General features: G+C 74.6%; 1 protein-coding gene (only partly in view). It reads right to left on the bottom strand.

What is annotated here, in order from left to right:
• On the bottom strand, positions 1-19,228 hold the 5' portion of the coding sequence (locus ACFW1I_RS11455; protein WP_384668890.1) for a hypothetical protein. Its footprint begins 18,311 nt before the window's first position; only the first 19,228 of its 37,539 coding nucleotides appear in the window; its start codon is at positions 19,226-19,228; its stop codon lies beyond the left edge, outside the window.
• Positions 19,229-19,334 lie beyond the last annotated feature (106 nt).

Raw genomic sequence — 19,334 nt, 5'->3', positions numbered from 1 at the left:
CGACGCGCGGCACCACGCCCTGGAGCGGCCCGCCCCGCGCCCCGGTGGCGGTGACCGCCAGGTCGGCCGAGGCGCCGGCCGTCGTCGTCTTCGTGACCGTCGTCGTCATGTCCTGCCCGGACGCGGAGAAGATCTCCATCTCACCGTGGAGACTCCGCTTCCTGACCGCGTCGGCCGGGTCGTACACGGCGCGGACCGTCACCTGGATCTGCCCGCCTCCGGGACGGGTCAGCACGATGGTCTCCCCCACGTTGAGCATCGCGGGCAGCCGGCCGCGCAGTTGCTGGGGTCCCAGGGCGTCCACCAGCTTGGTGAGGTTGCCGAAGAGCTCCGTGCCGGGACCGCCCCGCCCGGGGCCCGGCGGCAGATAGCCGGGGAAGGCGGTGCGGATCAGGGCGAGGGCCCCATCCAGGAGGCGTGCCGAGCCGCCCGGGTCGATGTCGCCGATCCAGACCGCTCCGGGGAGGTAGTCACGGAACCGGGCCGGGATAGTCATCCGTCGGCCGGCGGCCGCGCGCGCGTGGTACTCGGAGCCGTGGGCAGGCGGGGGTTCCACGGGGCCGGTGCGCCACGCCTCCGGTACGTCGGCGGCGAGCATCCGGACGAAGGAGGTGACGGGGACGGTCAGCGTCCCGCCGTCGCCGTCCGCGGTGAGGATCAGCTCGGTGTCGAAGGCGACCACCGTGGAGCGGTCGTGGAGCACGAGCTTGGCCGCGTCGATGCCCAGAATCGATTCCCCGGGGACGCTGGTGCGGACGCTCCGCGTGCCGGACAGGCCACCCGAGGCGGTGAGCCGCACGGCCGAGGTGCCGAGGCTGACGTTCATCGAGCCACCGAGCTGGAGCCGGTCGGTCCGCGCTGTCTGGCGGCCGGAGGTGGTGATCGCGGCCCGTTCGAGTTCGACGCGGCTGAAGTCGTCGTCGTACAGCACCCGGGGGTTGCGGTGCCGGGCCCGCACATCGATCCGCAGTCGCCTCGTACCGTCCGGTGAGGGGATCTCGGGCGAACGGAAGAAACCGTCCGTGGCATCGTGCATCCCGGCCATGAGCGTGTCCAGCGAGGCGAATTGCGTCAGCACCGCATGCCCCGCCGAGCCCACCTGGGAGAACGTCTCGCGCGCCAGCCGGTAGACGGCGGTACGGAAGCCGGCGACACCCTGGAGCACCTCGAACCGCGCACCGGAGCCGACGTGCACCCACGGGTCTTCCTCGGCGCCGGGGCCGCCGTCGGGTGCGCCGTCCGGTCCGCCGTCCGGTGCCGCTGGCGTGTCGGCGGGCTCCCAGGACTGATAGGCCAGATCGTCGGGGGCATCGCCACCGGGGTCGCCGTCGCGGAGGTTCGACGCCGTGACGAGGGCCTGGCGCATGCTGTCCGCGTCGGGCTGGCGGTCGCCGGTCGTCTCGTTCCAGTACGACGAGGAGGCGTGGGCGGGGCCGCCCTCGGGCCGCGGCAGCGAGCGGGCCGCCTCGCGCGCGACGTCGATGAGGAGGGCACCCGGCCGGAACTCCTGCCACTGCGCTCGCGCGCCTCCCGGGCGCAGCACGACGGCGTCCCAACCCACCCCGGCGAGGAAGGTGACGGCACGGTAGGAGGAGAACTTCACCCCGCGGTGGTCGAGCACGGTGGAGGTGACGAAGGAGGTCTCCGTCGTGTTGCCCACCGTCCAGGGACCCCGCAAAAGGCCGCCGAGACCGCGCAGAGGCCCCGTCGCGAGGGTGCCGGACGAGGACAGGCTGGCGTCCTGCTCCCCCGCCCCGGTGCGGGTGCGTACCGCGGAGGTGGTGGCACGGCGGTCGGTGTGGCCGTGGACGCGGACCTGCCGGAGGCCGTCGTCGTCCCGTAGCTCGTGCCGCTCCATGGCGAACGTCTCCTCGCCCGCCAGGAGTCGCCCCTGAGGGTCGGTCAGCTGGATCCACCCGGCGGGACGTGCGCGCAGGACGAGCGTGAAGGCGTCGCCGCCGGTGCCGAGGGAGAGGACCAGGGCGTCGCCGATGGCCGCCCGCAGGTCGTTGCCCTGCCGGAGACCGGCCAGCCGCTCCCGGAGCTCGACGCGGTGGCGGTCCCGCAGGGGGGCGGGGAGCAGGTCGAGCACGCGTTCCAGGAGGACGTCGGGGGTCTCGTCGATGATCCGGTACGCCTCCGTGCCCGCGCCCATGCGGAAGTCGGGGTCGGTGAGGTGGGCGGGCGGCGCGAAGAGCAGCGCCTCGTCGCGGGCGTCCGCCTCCGCGATCCGGTCGACCGCGACCGGGGCGGGCTCGGCCCCGGGGCCGGTGCCCGCGGGGTCGGTGGTCGCCGGCGGCGTCGGACCGGTCTCCCGCCCCGACGGGCCGGGCGGGCCCGTGACGCCGAGAGGGTCGCCGGACACCGGCGTGGTGACGGGAGCGGGGCCAGGGGCGGAGGTCCGTACCGCCGTCGGGGGTGCCGTACGCGTGAGGAGGTCACCAGGAGGGACGCCGAGGGTCCGGGCGGCGGTCGCGACGGCCGCCCGGAACGTGTCCGGGGTCCAGCGGGGCTCCGTCAGCACGGCGAACCGCATGCGCTGGAGCGGGGTCAGCGAGGCCGGGCCGAGCGAACCGCCCGTCAGCACCGCCTGAACGCGCTGCGGCTGGGCAAGGGCGATTCCGGCAGCGTCCAGTACGTCGAGGGAGACCGGTTGGTCGGCGAGGTCGAGGGGGCCTGGGGGAAGGTCCTCGTCGGCCATGGCGTCGGCCAGCCGACGGCGCAGGGCGGCCGCGTCGGGCGTCCCTCCGGCCCCGTCCGGCGCCTCCGGCAGCGCGCCGCCGTGCGCCGACGCTCGGACGGCCCGCAACAGCCCCTCGGGGGTGGGGTCGACGGGGACCTCCGGGTGCACCGGGTCCGCGCCTTCAGGCACGTCGGAGGGCGCGGGCGGCGGGAGTGGGTGGTCGCGGACGACCGGACCGGAGTCGAGGACGGCCTCGATCTCGGCGAGCTGGCCGTCGGGGACAACCAGACCGTGCTCCGTGTCGGCCATGATCCCGCTGCCCTGGACGGCGGTGGCGGAGGCCGAGCCGCGGAAGACCGCTCCCTCCGTCACGTACCGGTCCCGCGAGCCGAGGTAGTGGAGAAGCTCGTGGGCGAGCTGTTCGTCGCTGTGCCCCGTGTCGAGGTGGAGCTGGTCGGGGCGGGGCGGGAGCGTGCCGGCAGGGGTCACGGAGAGAGTGACGCGCTCGGGGTGGGTGGCGTTCTCGTGGAGCGTCACGGAGACGTGCAGGAGGTCGCCGGAGCGGGGCAGCCTGCGGCGGCCATGGCCGAGGGCGCGGTCCAGGATGCCCTGGAGACGGCGCTCGAACGCGATCCGCTCCTCGGCGCCCAGACCGGGCTCGACGGGGAGGTCCAGCTGAAGGTCGCGGACCCAGGCGCCGCCCTCGGTCTCGATCCTGCGAACCGCCACTCGGACGAGGAGCGTCCGGCCCTCGCCGGGGGCCCGGTCCGGGTCGAAGACCTCGGTCGACAGGTGGGCGACCGGCGCGTCGGCACGCCGCGACGCCCACGGGACGTCCGGTGACGTCGGCTCACCGGTGAACGGGTCCCGCGGTGTGCCGGGGCCGGTGCTCGGCGGGGCCTCCGCGACACCACGCCGGGTCAGGCCGTACGCGGCCCGCAGGCCGTCGACCAGCGCGTCGGCGCCGCCTCGCGTGCGCAGCCGCTCGACAAGGGCTCGGGACCGACGCAGCCAGGCGTTGTCCTCAACGGTCTCGACGGGCAGTGGGCCGTAGGTCGAGCGACCCCCGTCGCCGTCCCAGACGTACGCGTTGCCGGAGGCGGACCGGCGGGAGGCACGGCCGTACACGAGCAGGTCGACCTGGCAGTCCGTGTCGTCGACGACGTACGCGAAGGTGATGCCGCCCCGGCCGGATCCGAGGGGGGCGTGGAGCGGACGGTTGAGGTGGACGGCTCTCTCGCTCGGCCTGGTCTCCCCGCCGGCCAGCCGGTCGACCAGCTCCTCGTCGCCGGTGAACGCACCGGCCCCCAGGCCGCCCGCGTAGCGCACGCGTCCGCTGTGGTGCCAGGTGTCGGGTCGGGCCGGATCGAGCGCGGCAAGGCGGGACCGGAGGTGGCGGAAAGTCTCCTCCAAGGCCTCGCGGCGCTGCTCATCACGTCGGGTCCACTCCGGCCGGAGGGTCTCCCGGACGAGCGTGTACGCCTCCGCGCCCAGGACGACGTCGATGGATTCCAGGTAGGCGGCGAAGTCCCGTGCGAAGTCGCCGCTGAGCGGGGTGGCGTCGGCGAAGTCGGCGAAGGTGAGGGCGGGGGCCGTCTCCGGGGAGGCGTCGAGCAGGTCGGCGAGGTCGGGGCGGTGGAGGAGGAGCGCGGCCAGTTCGGGGTGCTCGGCCAGGTGCTGGACCAGTTCGGGGTGGGCTGCGAGCCGGGCGCCGAGGTCCGGGCTGCGGCGTAGGAGCTCCGCCACGTGGAGGGCGCGGCGGGCGAGGCCGTCCCAACGGGGCGGTTCCGCTGCGGGCGTGGGCGCCGGTCCGGGCTCGCCCGCCGCAGCGAGCAGAAGCAGGGTGTCCGCTTCATTCAGTTCGCGGGCGGCGGACTCCAACGCGTCGGGGAGTCCGACATCGGCGCGCAGGCGAGTGAGGAGCGCGGGGTCGCGGGTCACCGCCGCGCGGAGGCCGGGGAGGCGGTGCAGGGCCAGCCAGAGCGGGGACTGAGCGCGGGCGTCGGCCAGGAGCACCCGATGGTCGCGCAGGAGCCGGAGGAGGTCGGACAGGCCGAGCTGGGCGGCGAGCTCGGGACGGTCGAGGACCGCCTCGGCCAGGCCCTTCAGACCGCTCAGGGCCGTGACGAGGGCAGGGGTCCACCGGACGTCCGCGACCGGCGTGGCGAGGCCGGGCCACCGGGTCATGAGGGCCGCGAAGCCGGGGACCCGGAGCATCGTGTCGATCAGACGGGGGTCACGTGCCGCCGCTGCGCGGAGGGAGGGGTCGGAGAGCACCCGACGCGTGACGTGGGGGGCCTGTTCCAGGGCCTGAAGGAGAACGGGGTCGCCGAGGAGGGCGCGGGCGTCGGCCGCGTCCCGGAACCGTCCGTGGCCGTCCGCGAGGGTCGCGGTGAGGAGGGTGGCGTGGAAGAGGACCGTCGCCAGGCCCGGCGTACCGCAGACCGCCTCGGTCAGCGCGGTGTCGTCTCCGGCGGTCAGGGCGCGGACGAGCATGTCGAAGCGGTGGACCGCGTCGGGTGTGGCGGCGCCGAGGAGGGCGACGAGCTCCGCGAGGAAGGGCGTGTCGCCGCTCAGGAAGGGGAGAAGGCGGCTGGTGTCCGCGAGCAGCGCCTCGGTCAGGGGCTCGCTCACCGAGACGAGGCGTTCGAGGGGGCTTCCGTGGGTGAGGAGCCCGGCGAGTCGGGGCGAGCCCCAGACCCGGAAGAGAGCGCGGTTACGGGCGACCTGGCGGCCCCGGACGGGGTCGCCCGCCAGTGCCTCCACGAGGGACGCGTCATGGACGAAGGCGTGGAAGAGGGGGCCGTTGAGGCGGAGCGCGACGGTCAGTTCCGGGTTGAGGTGGAGTGCCCGCCGGGCGTCCCGCGTGGGGTCCATGAGGACGCCGAGCAGGGCCGGACGGTGCCGGAGGGTGGTCGTCAGTTCCCGGTCGGCGCTGAGGAGGTGGAGCAGCCCCCGGTCGTTCGCCACGGCCTCGCGCAGCCCCTCGACCTCGCGGTAGGCGCGGTGGAGGGCTTCGAGACGGGAGCGCAGGTCACTGTGGCCGGAGGCCTCAGGGACGAAGGCCCCAGAGGCCGAGTCGGTGAGGAGTGCCCGCGCGGCCTCCAGCGGGCGCGCGAGGAGGTTCGTCCGCGCGCGGACGTCGGCCGGCAGGTCGCCCCCGTACTCCGTCAGGGTCGGCTCCCCTGCGGCGCGGATCTCCCTGAGGAGCGCGGCCCGGTCGGCCAGGTGATCGGTGAACCGGCGAAGGTGACGGCCGACGAGCTCCGTGGCGGCGGGCCGTTCGAGCAGGGCGGTGAACACCTCGTCGTCGGTGGCGAGAAGGGCGAGCAGCCCGGCGGCGCGGGGGGAGGCAAGCGCCGTGAGCAGGGCATCGTCGCCGAGGAAGCGCGCCCAGTGCCCCGGAGTCCGGCCCCGGGTCCGGACGGGGGCTCCGGCACGGAGCCGTGCCGCGCCGGCCAGGGCCTTGAGAACACCCGCGTGCCGCCCGCCGGACGGGAGGGTGTCCGGGTGCTCCCGCAGGGCTTCGGTGACTCCCGTGAAGGCGGTGGCGAGGTCCACGAGAGCCGAGTCCCCCGCGGTGAGCGCGGCGACGGCACGGGGACTGTCCTGGAGGAGGCGGACGAGGAAGGCGTCGCTGTGGAAGAGCGCGAGCAGGCGGGCGTCCCGTTGGACGGCGTCGGTGAAGGGCGCGAGGGCGGACCCGAGTTCGTACGCTGCGCCGTGGGCGATGATCGAGGTGAGGAGTCCGCCACCGCGACCCGTCGTGTCGGCGAGGCCGGGGTGGCGACGGAGCAGGTCGGCGGCGCGACGCAGGGCCCCGTCCTGGGAGAGGAGGCCCGCGGTGCTCCGCGGGTGGCGCAGCAGCGCGCTCAGGAGGCCGGGGACGAGCAGGTCGTCGGTGTGCTCGGGCAGCGCGGAGCGCAGACGCGCGCCGGAGGCGCCGAGAAGGCGGCGGTACTCGTGCGGGGCGGTCAGCAGGCCGGGCGTGTCCACCAGGATCGCGGCGAGGCGGGGGTCGTCGAGGAGGGTGTCGAAGAGGTCGTTCCGCCCGTTCAGCGCCGCGAGGAGGACGGGGTGGGCACCGAGGCGGGAGTACCGGCTCGTGGAAGCGGGGTCGGACGCGAGTCCGGGACCGGGCGGGGACGGGGGCGTCGGCCGGGGTGCCCGGGCGGAGCGGAGGGCCTCCTCCAGAGCGGTCTCGTCGCCCGTCGCGAGGAGCTGGTCGTAGGCGGCGGGCCGGTGGGAGAGGAGGGCCGCGAGTGCGGGCCGACCGAAGGCGGCGGCGAGGAGCCGGGGCGAGGCGGCCAGCACCGCGCCGAGGGCGGGGAGGTCGACGAGGACGTCGGCGAGGGCGCTGTCGCCCGCAAGGGTGGTGAGGACGGCGGGGTCCTGGTGCGCGGCCTCCAGCATGCCCGGGACGGCCAGGACTGTCTTCGTCTGCGCGGGGTGGCGGCGCAGGGCGTCGAGGAGACGGCCGTCGGTGACGAGCCGGCGGAACGCGCCCGCGCGCGCCACGGCGTCCGGGTGCTCGATCAGCGCCACTTGCAGGTCGGGGTCGCTCAGCAGGGCGGTGACGGTGCGCCCGACCGCCTCGACGGCGTCGTCGCGGCCGAGGAGGCCGCCCAGGTGGGCGGCGAAGGCAGGGGTGGTGTCGAGGAGGGCGCCGACGAACGACGTCCTGGCCCCGGCCAGGAACACCCGGAGCAGCTCGGGACGGCCGCCGAGGACCGGGACCGCGCGGGGGAAGGTGAGGACGTCGTGGAGTAGGTCGTGGTCGGAGTCGAGCGCGTCGAGGAGGTCGGGGCGGGCGAGCAGCACCCGGAGGGCGCGCAGGTCCGAGAAGAGGCCGGGGAGCAGGGGGGCCAAGCCGGGGTCGCCGAGGGCCTCGGTGAGCGCGGGCCGGGCGCCGAGGGCGTCCGCGAGCCCGTCGTGGCCGGTCAGGGCGGCAGCGAGCGGGCCGGATCCGATCGCCGCGTCGAGGAGGGCCGGGTGGGCGGAGAGCGCGACGAGCGTGGACGTGCGGGGCGGGGTCCCGCCGGTGTGCGTGTGGAGGGTCAGGAGCAGCGCGGCGAGCCGGGTGTCGAACCGGAGGTCACGGGGCGGCGCGGACGGCCGGGCCATGGCGCGGGCGATCTGGCCGGTGACGTCAGTCAGCAACAGTTCACGGCCGTCGGCGGAGTCGGGTACGGCCTCCGGGACGCGCCGCGCCCACTCCTCGTAGGCGGCCTCGACGAGCTCCTGGGGGTCGCCCGCCGGCACGTCCGTCCCCCGTGAGGGTCCGGGGCGCGGGTCGGTTGCCCGACCGGTTTCCTGCTCGGTGCTCGGGGCCGTGGACCGGCCGCGCGCGGCACCGCCGGCGTGCTCGTCCCGGGCGCCGCCCCGGAGCCGTACCCGGCCGGGCGGGAGGAGGTCCACGAGCGCGCGGGCGAACTCCTCCACCACGCCTTCCTCCTCTGCCGTGGTGAGCAGCCGGTGGGCGACCCGTCGCACCACCCGTTCCTCGGGCGGCAGTTCCGTGAAGGCCGTGCGGTTCGCGTCGATGACGGGAGGGAGGCCCCGCCACCGTGCGACGAGCCGCCGGGCCCGCCGGACGGCCTCGTCCACGGCGGACCGCGCGGAGCGGGCGGTGACAGCCTGCCAGGACCGCTCGAAGCGAAGCGGATCGAAGACGACGGTACGGCCGGTGCGCTCGGGCACGGACGGCACGGGGGTGTCGGCGGCCTCGCCGCCGCGCAGGCGGCGGAGGGCGTCGTGGGAGGCGGTCAGCACGGGTTCGTCGTCGATGAGCTCGATCGGGAGCGGCCCGGACACCATGCCGCCGTGGCCGTCCCACTTGTAGCGGTTCTGGTCGTCGCGCCGCGTGCTGCGCCCGTAGACGACCGTGTCCACGAGGCCGTCGGCGGGGTTGAGCACGTACGCGAAGGAGACGCCGCCCGAGCCGCCGTCGAGGTGGCCGTGGAGGGCGGTGTTGAGGCGCACCTCGTTCTCCCGGACACCCGTTCCCTCGGCGAGGCGCCGCAGGACGTCCTCGGAGCCGGCGAATCGGTCCGGTGTCTCGCCGTTCGCGTACAGGAGCCGGTGGCTGAGTGTCCAGGTGGCGGGATCGACGGCGGAGACGGAGCGCAGCCGCGCGCGGACGGCGGAGAGGCGGGCGGCCGTGTCCGCGCGGTGGGCCTCGTCCATGCGGCGCCACACTTCGCGGACGGCCTCCTTGACGGCCCGGTAGCCGTCGGTGGTCAGTCCGGCGGCGTCGAGGGAGTCGAGGTACTCCTGGAAGTCCCGTTCGAAGTTCCAGGTCAGCCCGACGGTCCCGGCGAAGGTGGCGAACGCGAAGGCGTCTGCGTCCTCGGGCCGCTCCTCCAGGGCTTCGAGGACATCGGACGCGTGCCGGGCGAGCACGCCGACCTCGGGGCTCCAGCCGGCGGGGGGCGCGGGGTCGTCGGGGACGCTCTCGGTCGTGGTCGTGGAGTCCGGCGTGGCCGTGGGTGTGTCGGGCTGCCGGGCGGATCCGGGGGTGGTGTCCGTCCGGGTGTCGGGTGCGGGGGCGCGGTTGGGCGCGCCGGAGGATTCGGCGTCGGTCACCGCCCCGGTGACCGCCTCGCGCAGGGCGTCCGGGCCTGCCGCCGTGGCGGAGCCGAGCCGGCCGCGCCGTTCGAGGAGGACGACGCCGCGGACGAACTCCGGTGAGGTCACGACCGACGCGAGGAGCGCCGGGTCGCCGAACAGCAGTCGGGCGGTTCCGGGTTCCCGGGCGAGTGCGCCCGACAGCTCCGGATCGCCGAAGAGCGCCTCGGCCTGTTCGGAGCTGAGGACGGCTCCGGTGTCGGTGAGCGCCTGCCACAGCGAACGGCGGCGGCGGAACCAGCGCAGGACGCGAGGGGTCCGCAGGACGGCGTCCACGACACCGGGTCGCGTGACCAGCGCCTCCCACAGCTCGGTACGGTCGGCGGCCTCGTCGACGAGGACGCGGTGTTCGCGGAGCAGTCTCCACAGGGTGGGCCGCGAGGAGAGCTGGGCGACGAGTTCAGGGTCGCGGAGCAGGGCGGTGACGAGGGTGGGGCGGCCCCGGAGGGTGGGCACGACGTCGGCGTGGGCCGTGATCGCGTCGACGACGGCCGGGTGGCGGCGCAGGAGCCCGGGGACGGCGGTGTTGCGGTCCACGAGCGTGGACAGCCCCTCCACGTCGAGGAGGGCGTCGAGCAGGCGGGGGTGTTCCAGGACAGCCGTGAGCAGGTCGGGGCTCTCCAGGACCTGCCGGGTCACCGTCGCCGAGCGGGACAGCCCGGCGACGAGGGCGGGGTTCGCGAAGAGCGCGTCCGCTCGCTCCTCGGACAGGGACGCCGTCGTCGTGGCCAGCGCCTCGGCCAACTCCGGTTGGTCCACGAGGAGCTCCACCAGTTCGGGTCTGCGGACGGCGAGCCGGAGCAGTCCGGTGCCGCCGACCCCGAGGAGTGCGCGGACGGTCGGATCGAACCGGTCCTGCCGGTCGGCGTCCTCCGAGAGGAGGACGTCCTCCAGAGCGCTGAAGAGGGCGTTCGCGTCCTTCAGGATCGGATACGCCGTGCCGGTGACGAGCAGAGCGTGTGCGAGGGGTTCGCTCTGTGCGACGACGGTCGCAGACGCTTCGAGGTAGGAGAACATCTGCTTGATGCGAGGGGCCGTGAGGAACCGCCAGAGGTGACGGTTCTGGGCCATCGCGCTCCGATTGGCCGGGCTGCGGGCGATCATCTCGCGGGCCAGCGCGTCCGTGAGGAAGGCGTGATAGAGCGCGCCGTTGACCCGCAGCGCGGCGGTGAATTCGGTGTGGGTCTCGACGGACGCGCGCGCGGTCCGCGACGTGCGGAGCAGGTCGAGCAGGGCCGGCCGCTTCATGAGGGTGGCCGGGAGTTCGGTGTTCTGGCTGAGCAGGTAGCACAGTTCGGTGGATTCGGTGACCGCCGCACGGAGTGCCGGCACCTTGCCGTAGGCCTCGTGGACGGCTTCCAGATGGGCGAGCTGGGCGGGCCGCTCGTCGAGCCCGTCCGGGCCGGGCCGGAGGGCCTCGATCGTCGCACGAGCCTGGTCGAGCGGCTGGAGAAGGACCTCCATGATGGCGCGGACGCCCGGGGTGAGCTTCCAGCCCTCCTCGGTGACGACCGGATCGCCCAATCCCTGCACCAGGGCGCGCAGCACCACCGGATCGTCCAGGCCGGAGTCGAAGCGGGCGGGATCGGTGAGGAGGGTCTCCCGGAACGCGGGCCGCACCAGTCCCGCCACCAGGATGTCGGGGTGGGCGGCAAGGTGCCGGAGGAGCCGGGCGGCCTCCGGCCGGAACAGGGCCGTCAGGAGTTCCTGGTCGCCGAGGAGCTGGGTCCATTGGTCGCTGCTGATCAGGTCCGGCGGTGCTCCGGTCTCCCTCGCGACCGTCGCCAGGGTGTGCAGGAGCCCGGCATGGGCGTCGATGTGATCGAGGGTGTCCTGCTCTGCTTCGAGCGCGCCGGAGACGTTGCGGAAGCAGGCGATGAGCCGGAGCAGGGCCTGGTCTTCGGCCATCAGGCGGGGCAGGACGTCCGGGACGTGCTTCAGGAGCACAGGCAGCCCCGAGTCCCTGGCTAGCGCGTCGACGAGGAGGTCATGGTCCGACAGGTGGTCCCACAGGCCGGGCGTGTCGCCGATCGCGATGAGGATCTGGGGCGCCCGGATCGCGACGACGGCGAGGGCGTAGTTCCGCTGGAGGGCGTTGACCGCGTCGGGATGACGACGGAGGAACTGCGCGAGGTCACGGGCCAGGTGCGGGCTCTGAGCGAGCCAGCGGTGGAGGTACGGGCGGCCCAGCGCGATCCGCAGGACCGCCGGCATCGGGCTTTCCGGCTCCTTGAGGCGGTCCCGGAGGTCTTCGGCGTCCTCGTCCATCAGGGCGTGCAGCTCGTGGGGGTACCGGAGCGCGTCCAGCACGCCGTCGACCAGGGCCTGGGCGAAGTCGGGATCCGCGAGGAGCGCCGCCACGAAGGGGCGCGGCTGCGGGTAGGCGGCGCGGACGAGCGGATGCGCGAGGGCACGCGGGATGGCGCCCTTCGGCTGGGTGGCCGGGGTGGGCGGGGCCGGGGTGGGCGGGGCGGTCGAGGCGGAGGCCAGCGCTGCGCGCAGGGCGGGCTCATCGTCGATCAGTTCGTCGAAGGCGTCAGGGGTCGCGGCCAGCACCGTCGCGAGCGCGGGGTTGCCGAAGGCGGCTTCGCGGAGCGTTGCCGACCGCATGACGACGGACGCCACGTCGGGGGTGGTGGCGAGAACCTGGGAGAGGACGGGGTCCGTTGCCAGCAGGTCGAGCAGCGCGGGGTTTCGCGCGGCCGAGCCGAGGAGGTCCGGGACGGTGAGAAGGGTGCTGAGCTGGTGGGGGTTCCGGTAGATCGCTTTGAGGAGCTCCCGGTCGTCGAAGAGCCGGCGGTAGCCGTCCGTACCGGACGTGCCGTCTCCCCACGACTCGTCGTCGGCCACCGCTTCGGCGTGGTCACCGAGGGCGAGGGCGAGGTTGGGGTAGCTGTTGAGGATGCCCACGACCCTCACCCAGTCGGGTGCCTCGGTCAGGAACTCCGCGAGGGAGGCGGATTCCGTGACGGCCTGCGCGGACCAGAACGAGCCGGGGCCGAGGACGGCACTGAGCAGGTCGACTCGGCCCTTCAGGGGCGTCACGGTCTCGATACTGCTGAGCACGCTCCTCCGCAGGGCGGGGTCTTCCTCGATGGCGCGCAGCAGTACGGGATTGCCGAACAGGGTGGCAGTGTGCGTGGGATGGCGGAGGAGGATCTGGGCGGAGCGGACACCCCGGACACCGGTCAGCTCCTCCAGTACGGCCGGGTGGGCGGCGAGCCGTTCCACGAATCCGGGATGACGGGCGGCGAGAACGGCCACGGGTGCGTGGACGGACACCGCGTCCAGGACGGGCCGGTTCCGGCGTAGGGCCTGGATCGTGCCGGGCTTCGGCCGGCGCTGCTCGCCTCCCGCGACAAGGGCGACCAGGAACCGGGCAAGGTCGGTGCCGATCGGAACGGTGTCGGTCGGGGCCGGGCCCGTCCCGGTGCCGGATTCCTCGGCGTACCGACGCAGGGAACCGGCGACGAGGTCGCGCGCCGCCGTCGGATCGGTCAGGCGGTAGAGAGGGGTGCTCGAGTTCTCTCGGCGCCACTGCTCGACTGCTGCCGCCGCGAGAGCGTCGAGCTCGGGAGCGGTCCACCGCTGGCGCGGGGCGTCCAGGGGCGCCGACGGGCGGCCACGCGTCCCGACGGCTGTCGATCCCGAGGCGGAAGTGACAGCCGATACCGCGCCAGAGGTCGAAGCGCCCTCGCCCGCCGCCGGAGCGGCCGCCTTCTTCCGCTTCTTGGCGCCGCCGACCAGCCGTACCGGCTCCGGCGGCAGGGCCGCGACCAACAACCGGACAAACCGGTCCGCACCACCCTCCTCCTCCGGTGTGGTGAGCAGCCGGTGGGCGAGCCGCCGCACCGCTTGGTCCTCGGGGGCCAGCGCCGCGAAGGGGTCCCGGTCGCGTCCGATGGTGAGCGGCAGCCTCCGGTGGTCGGAGATCAGCCGCCGCGCCTCGTCGACGGCCGCGTTCACGGTCGTCCGGCCGGAGCGGGCCACGACAGCCCGCCACGCGGCGTCGAACCGCTCGGCGTCGAAGCCGTCCGGTGTCTCCGCCGGCGGGACGGCCGCCGGCCCGAGAAGCGCGTCGACCCCGCCGGGCTCCCGCAGCCGCCGGACGGCGTCCCGGGAGCGGACGAGCCGGGGATCGTCCTCGACGAACTCGACCGGGAGCGGCCCGGACACCATCCCGCGGTGACCGTCCCACTTGTAGCGGTTCCGGTCGTCGCGCCGCCAGCTCCGCCCGTACACGAGCAGGTCGACCCGGCCGTCCTCCGGGTTCAGCGTGTAGACGAACGAGACGCCGCCTGAGCCGCCGTTCAGGTGGCCGTGCAGGGGGACGTTGATCCGGACGGTGTTCTCGCGGACGCCGACGCCGTCGGCCAGGGCCCTCAGTTCGTCCGTACCGTGCGCGAACCGTTCGGGGCGCTCCCCGTTGGCGAACGTCTGCCGACCGCTGAAGGTCCAGGTGGAGCGGTCGACCGGGGAGAATGCGGCGAGCCGGGCCCGTACGGCCGCCCGTCGCCAGTCCTCCTCCGCCCGGTGCGCGGCTTCCAGTTCCCGCCACACCGGGCGGACCGCGTCCTTGAGCGCCTGGTAGCCGGCCGGAGTGAGGGCCGCGTCCAGCGAGTCCAGGTACTCCTGGAAGTCGGCCTCGAACCGCCACGTGAGGTTGGAGGACTGGGCGAAGCGGGTGAAGGAGAGCGCTGGGAGGTCCCCGGCGTGCCGCTGGACGTCGTCGAAGACGCCGAGGGCGTGGGTGAGCAGGACGGACAGCTCGGGGTGGGTGGCGAGGGCTTCGGCGGCCTCGGGGTTCCGCGCCGCCCACTCGGAGAGTTCGGTCGCGGCGTCGGGGTCGTCCCCGGGGGTGGGTGAGGGGGGTACGTCGGCGGGGGCGCCGCCCTGATCCGCCTCGGGTGCGGCGGCGAGGCGGGACTCCCCCGTGGTCGTGGTCGTGGTCGCGGCGGGGCGCGGGGCGGGCGTGGCCGGGTCCGTGAGGCGGCGCTCGACCGCCGCGCGGAGAACGGCCGGTCCGCCCTCGACGGCCTGCCGGAACGGGCGGACGCGGCCGGCCAGCTCGTTCAGGGCTTCCGCGAACCCCGGAGTCTCCAGGGCGTACGCGAGCAGGTCCGGGTCGCCGAGGACGAGCCGCGCGGCTCGCGGCCGGACGTCGAGGGCGCCGGTCAGCGCGGTGTTCGCGTAGAGGCGGGATGCCTGCTCCCGCGACAGCGGGATCGCGGGGAGCGAGGTCATGAGGCCGGGGCGGTTGCGGATCCGGCGCAGGAGTGCCGGGCGTCGGATGACCGCCTCCACGACACCCGGCTGGGAGACGAGGAACCGCCAGAGCGCGGAGCCTGTCGACGCGTCCTCGACGAGGAGACGGACGGTGCGCAGGAGCGACCACAGATCCGGCTGCGCGGCCAGCTGCGCGATCAGGGTGGGGGCGAGGAGGAGGGCCGTGATCAGGGCGGGGCGTCCACGCAGGGTGGGGACGATGTCGGGTCGGGCGAGGATCTCCCTGACGAGGCCGCCGTGCGCGCGGAGGAGCGGCACCGCGCCGCTGCCGCGCTCCAGGAGGGCGGCGAAGCCGTCGACGGTGGCGACCGCGGTGACGAGGTCCGGGCAGGTGAGGGCGAGGAGCGTCAGCTCGCGGTCGGCGAGCACGAGTTCCGCCGCGGCGGGGTGTGCGTCGAGCAGGCTGGGCAGGGTGGGGTGACCGAGGAGGGCCGCGTACTCCTCCTCGGAGCGGAGCGTGCCGGGGTGCGCGGCGAGGGCGCGGGCGAAGGCGGGCGCGGCGGTGAGGACGTCCACCGAAGCCGGGTGGCGGACCAGGGCCCGGGTGGACACCTCCTGGCCGCTGAGCATGACCGCGACGACCTCGTCGAACCGCTCGTCGTTCCCGGGGACGCCGGGCTCCCCTCCCACGAGGGTGTTGAGGGCGGCGACGAGCTCCTCGCCGTCACGGAGGGCGTCCCGCAGGGCCCTGTTCGTGTAGACCGCCTCGGAGAGGCTCTCGTCGGCCCAGATGACGGTGGCGGCGTACGGGACCTGTGCGATCAGGTCGTCCACGTCGCCGTTCGTCTTCATGCGCCACGTCTGGCGGTTGCCTGCCGCCAGGGTCACGATGTCGGGGCTTGCGAGGAGCTGGACGCGGAAGGCGGTGTCGGTGAGGAACGCCAGGGCGAGCTTCCCGTTGGTGGCCAGGGCCCGGGTGAAGTCCTCGTTACGGCCGACGAGGATACGGGCGTCGACCGAGCCGGCCAACAGCGCCGCGAGTCGTGGCCTTCGCAGCAGGGCGTCGAGCAGCTCGTTGTTCATCATCAGCATGTGACGCAGGGCGCGAGAGGCGTCGAAGGTCTCCCGCAGGGCGGGGTTCTCGTCCAGGGCGTCGAACAGGCGCCGCATGTCCCGGGTCATCCGGGATTGCTGCTGAGGGTCCTCCAGGCCGGACAGGGTGTCCTGCACCGCTGCCCAGGCGTCCTCGGGATGGCCCGCCAGATCGTGCAGCAGGACGAGGGTCTCCTCGTCCATGGGCCATCCCTCCTCCGTCGTGCCGATCGGCCCGGACGCCTCCACCTCGGCGAGCAGGGCGGCGGGGTCGGACACGAGGCCGCGGAACCGGTCGGGCGCGGTGGCCAGCGCGTCCGCGAAGCCGGGGCGTTGCAGGACGGCGAGAAGGATGGCCGGGTGCGCGCCCAGGGCGTGGACGAGGGCGCTGTTCCCGTCCACGGAGAGCAGGTCCAGGAGGCGTTCGTCGGCGAAGAGGTTCCGCAGGTGCTGCGGCTTGACCCCTTCGGTGTCCGCGTCGGCACCGCCCGCTCCTTCGGCGAGCCGGTTCAGGGCGGGGACGTGCCGGGCGGCGTAACGGCTGATCGACGGTTCGTCTTCGAGTGCGGTGGCGACGGCAGGGAAACGCCGGACGAGGTGGATCAGCGCGCCGTCCTCGCGTACGAGGTCCTCCAGCAGGTCCGGGTTGCTGCGGAGTGCCCTGAACAGAGGGAGGTCGCGGACGCTGACGTGGTGCAGCAGGGCTTCGCGGGCAGTTGCGGCGAGATATCCCGGGTTGAAGGCGACCGCAGCGCGGAACGTGAGGGACAGGGTGGGCTGTGTCGTGAGAAACGCGGCGGCGGGCCCGTGCAGTAGCGCCTCGTCGCTGCCGGGCGCCCCGGCGACGAGCACGCGCGTCCGCTCCTCCAAGCCGGGGAGGCTGAGCAGCGCGTCCGCCAGCGGGGCATGCCGGAGGGCGGGGCGCAGCGAGGGACCGGGCGGCAGCGTGCCGGCTCCCATGGCACGGCGCAGCCGCACGTTCTCCGGCCTCATCAGCCGCCGCAGCTCGTGCGGGAAGCGCAACGTGTCGAGGTGGTCGGCGAGCGCGCGGGTGAAATCGGGGTCACGGGCCAGGAGCACGACGAGGTCGCGGGCGTCGGGATAGGCGGCTCGGGCGAGGGGGTGGGCACGGACCCGGGCCAGCGGGGTGGCGGTGGCGGACACCGGTGCCGGCGCGGTGGCCGGGGCGGTGGCGGTGACCATCGCCTGGGCGAGCTCTCGGGTCCGCTCCGGGCCGAGCAGGTGGTCGAAGGCGTGGGGGGTGGCGGACAGGACGGCGACGAGGTCACGGTTGCCGAAGGCGGAGCCCATGAGGACCGGTGAGGAGACGATGCGGAGCGCCAGGTCCGGTGTCTCCGCGAGGACATCGGCCAGGTCCCTGTCCATGGAGAGGACGCTGAGGATGGCCGGCTCGTTCCGGACCGCGTCCAGGAGCCCGGGTACGGCCAGGAGGGTGCGCGCCTGCCAGGGGTTGCGGCGCAGTTCCTCCAGGACGGCGTCGTCGCCGAAGAAGGTGTCCCACGCGTCCTGGTCGTCGCCCAGGGCACCGGGGTGCTCGAGCAGGGCCGCGGCGAGGTCGAGGTTGTCGTCGAGCACGGTCATGGCCCTGCGCCTGCGGGGCTCGTCCGCCGCGCGGAGGTACCGCGCCAGGGAGGGCACGTGCGGAACGACGTACCGGGCCATGCGGAAGGGGTGGGACAGGTCCTCGCGGACGAGGTCGGCGCGGCCGCCCACCGCGATCACGTAGTCCGGGAAGATCGGCAGGAAATAGCGGACGAGTTCGTCGTTCTCGATGAGGTCGAGCAGGTCGGGGCTCTGGAGGAGTAGTTCCATCAGCGGTCGGTGCCCGCCGAGCATGCTGGGGCCCGACGACCGGTCGGGGTCGGTGAACCAGTCGAGGAGCAGGGGGTACCGCCGCAGGACGGAGGCGAGGGCCGGGAACTCCGTGAGGACCTTCGAGGCGGCCGCGGAGCCGGTGGCGGCGGTCAGCACGGTCCGGTTCCTGGCCAGCTCGGCGACGACGGCGGCGGACGGCAGTGACCGGCCGGCCGCGGCGAGCGTCATGAGGAACGCCGCCACCTCGGGGTCGACGGGGACACCGGGCACGCGGGCGTACGACTCGAGCGCGGCGGCGACTCCGGAGACGACGCGGGGCCCGGGGACGGAGCCGGCGTCGGCGCCGGTGGCGCTCCACCGGGCGAAGGCGTCCTCGGCCAGGCGCACGGTCTCGGCCCGGGACAGCGCGGCGGAACCACCACGGCCGGGAGCTCGGGAGGGGCCGGAATCGGGGGTACGGGACGGACCGGCGACGGGCCGCTCAGCGGTCTCCATCGCCGTTTCGGTCGCCGTCCGGACGTCGGGCTGCGGCTCGGCGGCCCGCTTCGGCTTCTTCCTGGCGCCGCCGCGCAGCCCCACCGGCGCGGACGGCAGGGCGTCCACGAGGGCGCGCGCCAGGTTCCGGGCGTGGAGGGTGTCGCCGGGGTGGGTGTGGAGGTAGTAGGCGATGCGGCGGACGATCTGGTCCTCGGGGGCGAGACGGAGGTACGGGTCGGTGTCGCGATCGATAGTCGGCGGGAGGGGTCGCAGCGGGCCGACGATCGAGCGGGCCGTGTCGAGCGCGATGGTGAGCGAGTCCCCGGAGGCGTGCCGCCGGGCGCTGGTCCACAGCCGGTCGAAGAGGGCGGGCTCGAACTCCGGTGCCTCGTCCCGGACGTCCCTGACCGCGGCCGCGTCATCCGTGAGCAGCCGGACGGTGAGGGTTGTCGCCCCGGGGATGTCACCGGGGCGGTCGAAGAGGTGGCCGGCCAGGGCCTCGACCAGCTCGTCGCGGCGCCGCGGCGGGACCGGCGAGCCGCCCCTGCCGTCCCTGTCGGCGAGGACGGTCTGGACGACCACGGCGGCCTCGCGCGTCGCGCGAACGGCACGAGCGGCGGCGTCGGCCCTGGGGTCCGGGGCGGGTGCCCGGTGTTCTTCCCGGGAGGGCTGCGCCTTCGAGGCCGCGGGCCGCTGCCAGGCGGCCACGTGGCCGCGGTCCAGGGACCGGTACCCGGCCTCGTACTCCCACGAGGACGCCTCGACGATCTCGGCGAGCGTGAGATCGTCCACCTGCGTGTGGACCGGCACCGTGCCCTGCCGGGCGGCGAGTGCGACGGCCAGCCCCATCATCGGGTGCATGAGCTGGTACCAGCCGATGCCGTACCGGGCCGCCACTGCCACCATCCAGGCGTTCGCCCGGGGATCGGCGGCGGACTCCGGGTAGCGGTTCGCCAGTACGGGGCGCACGACGCTCACCAGAGCACGTGCCGTCTTGCCGCCGCCGGCCCGGAGTGTCCCTCCGAAGACCGTGACGACGTGGGCCGGGTCCGCCTTCAGCTTGTGGGCGAGCGCGAAGAGGTGGCGTGGCTTCACGCCCGCTTCGGCGGCGAGCCGGGGCAGATCGACGGGGACGCGGCCGATGGCCTCGGACAGTTCGAGGATCCGTCCGCCGGTGGCGAAGCCGAGGTCGCGCCGGAGCGTGCGGACCTTCCCGGGGTCGAACCAGGCATGGCGCCGGGCGCGGAGGGTCGTTGCGGACGTGGCGCGGAGGCTCCGGGCGAGCATGAGGGTGGAGAGCCGGGAGAGCGGCGGTTCCGGAGCGTAGGCGGGCGGGGACGGTTCCTCGTAGGCGGTCGGCGAGGTCCGCGGGCCCGGTGGGTGCGTCGGGGGC

This window comes from Streptomyces sp. NPDC058955, assembly GCF_042741435.1.
Classification (GTDB): Bacteria; Actinomycetota; Actinomycetes; order Streptomycetales; family Streptomycetaceae; genus Streptomyces.
This window is presented reverse-complemented; position numbering and strand designations above follow the sequence as displayed.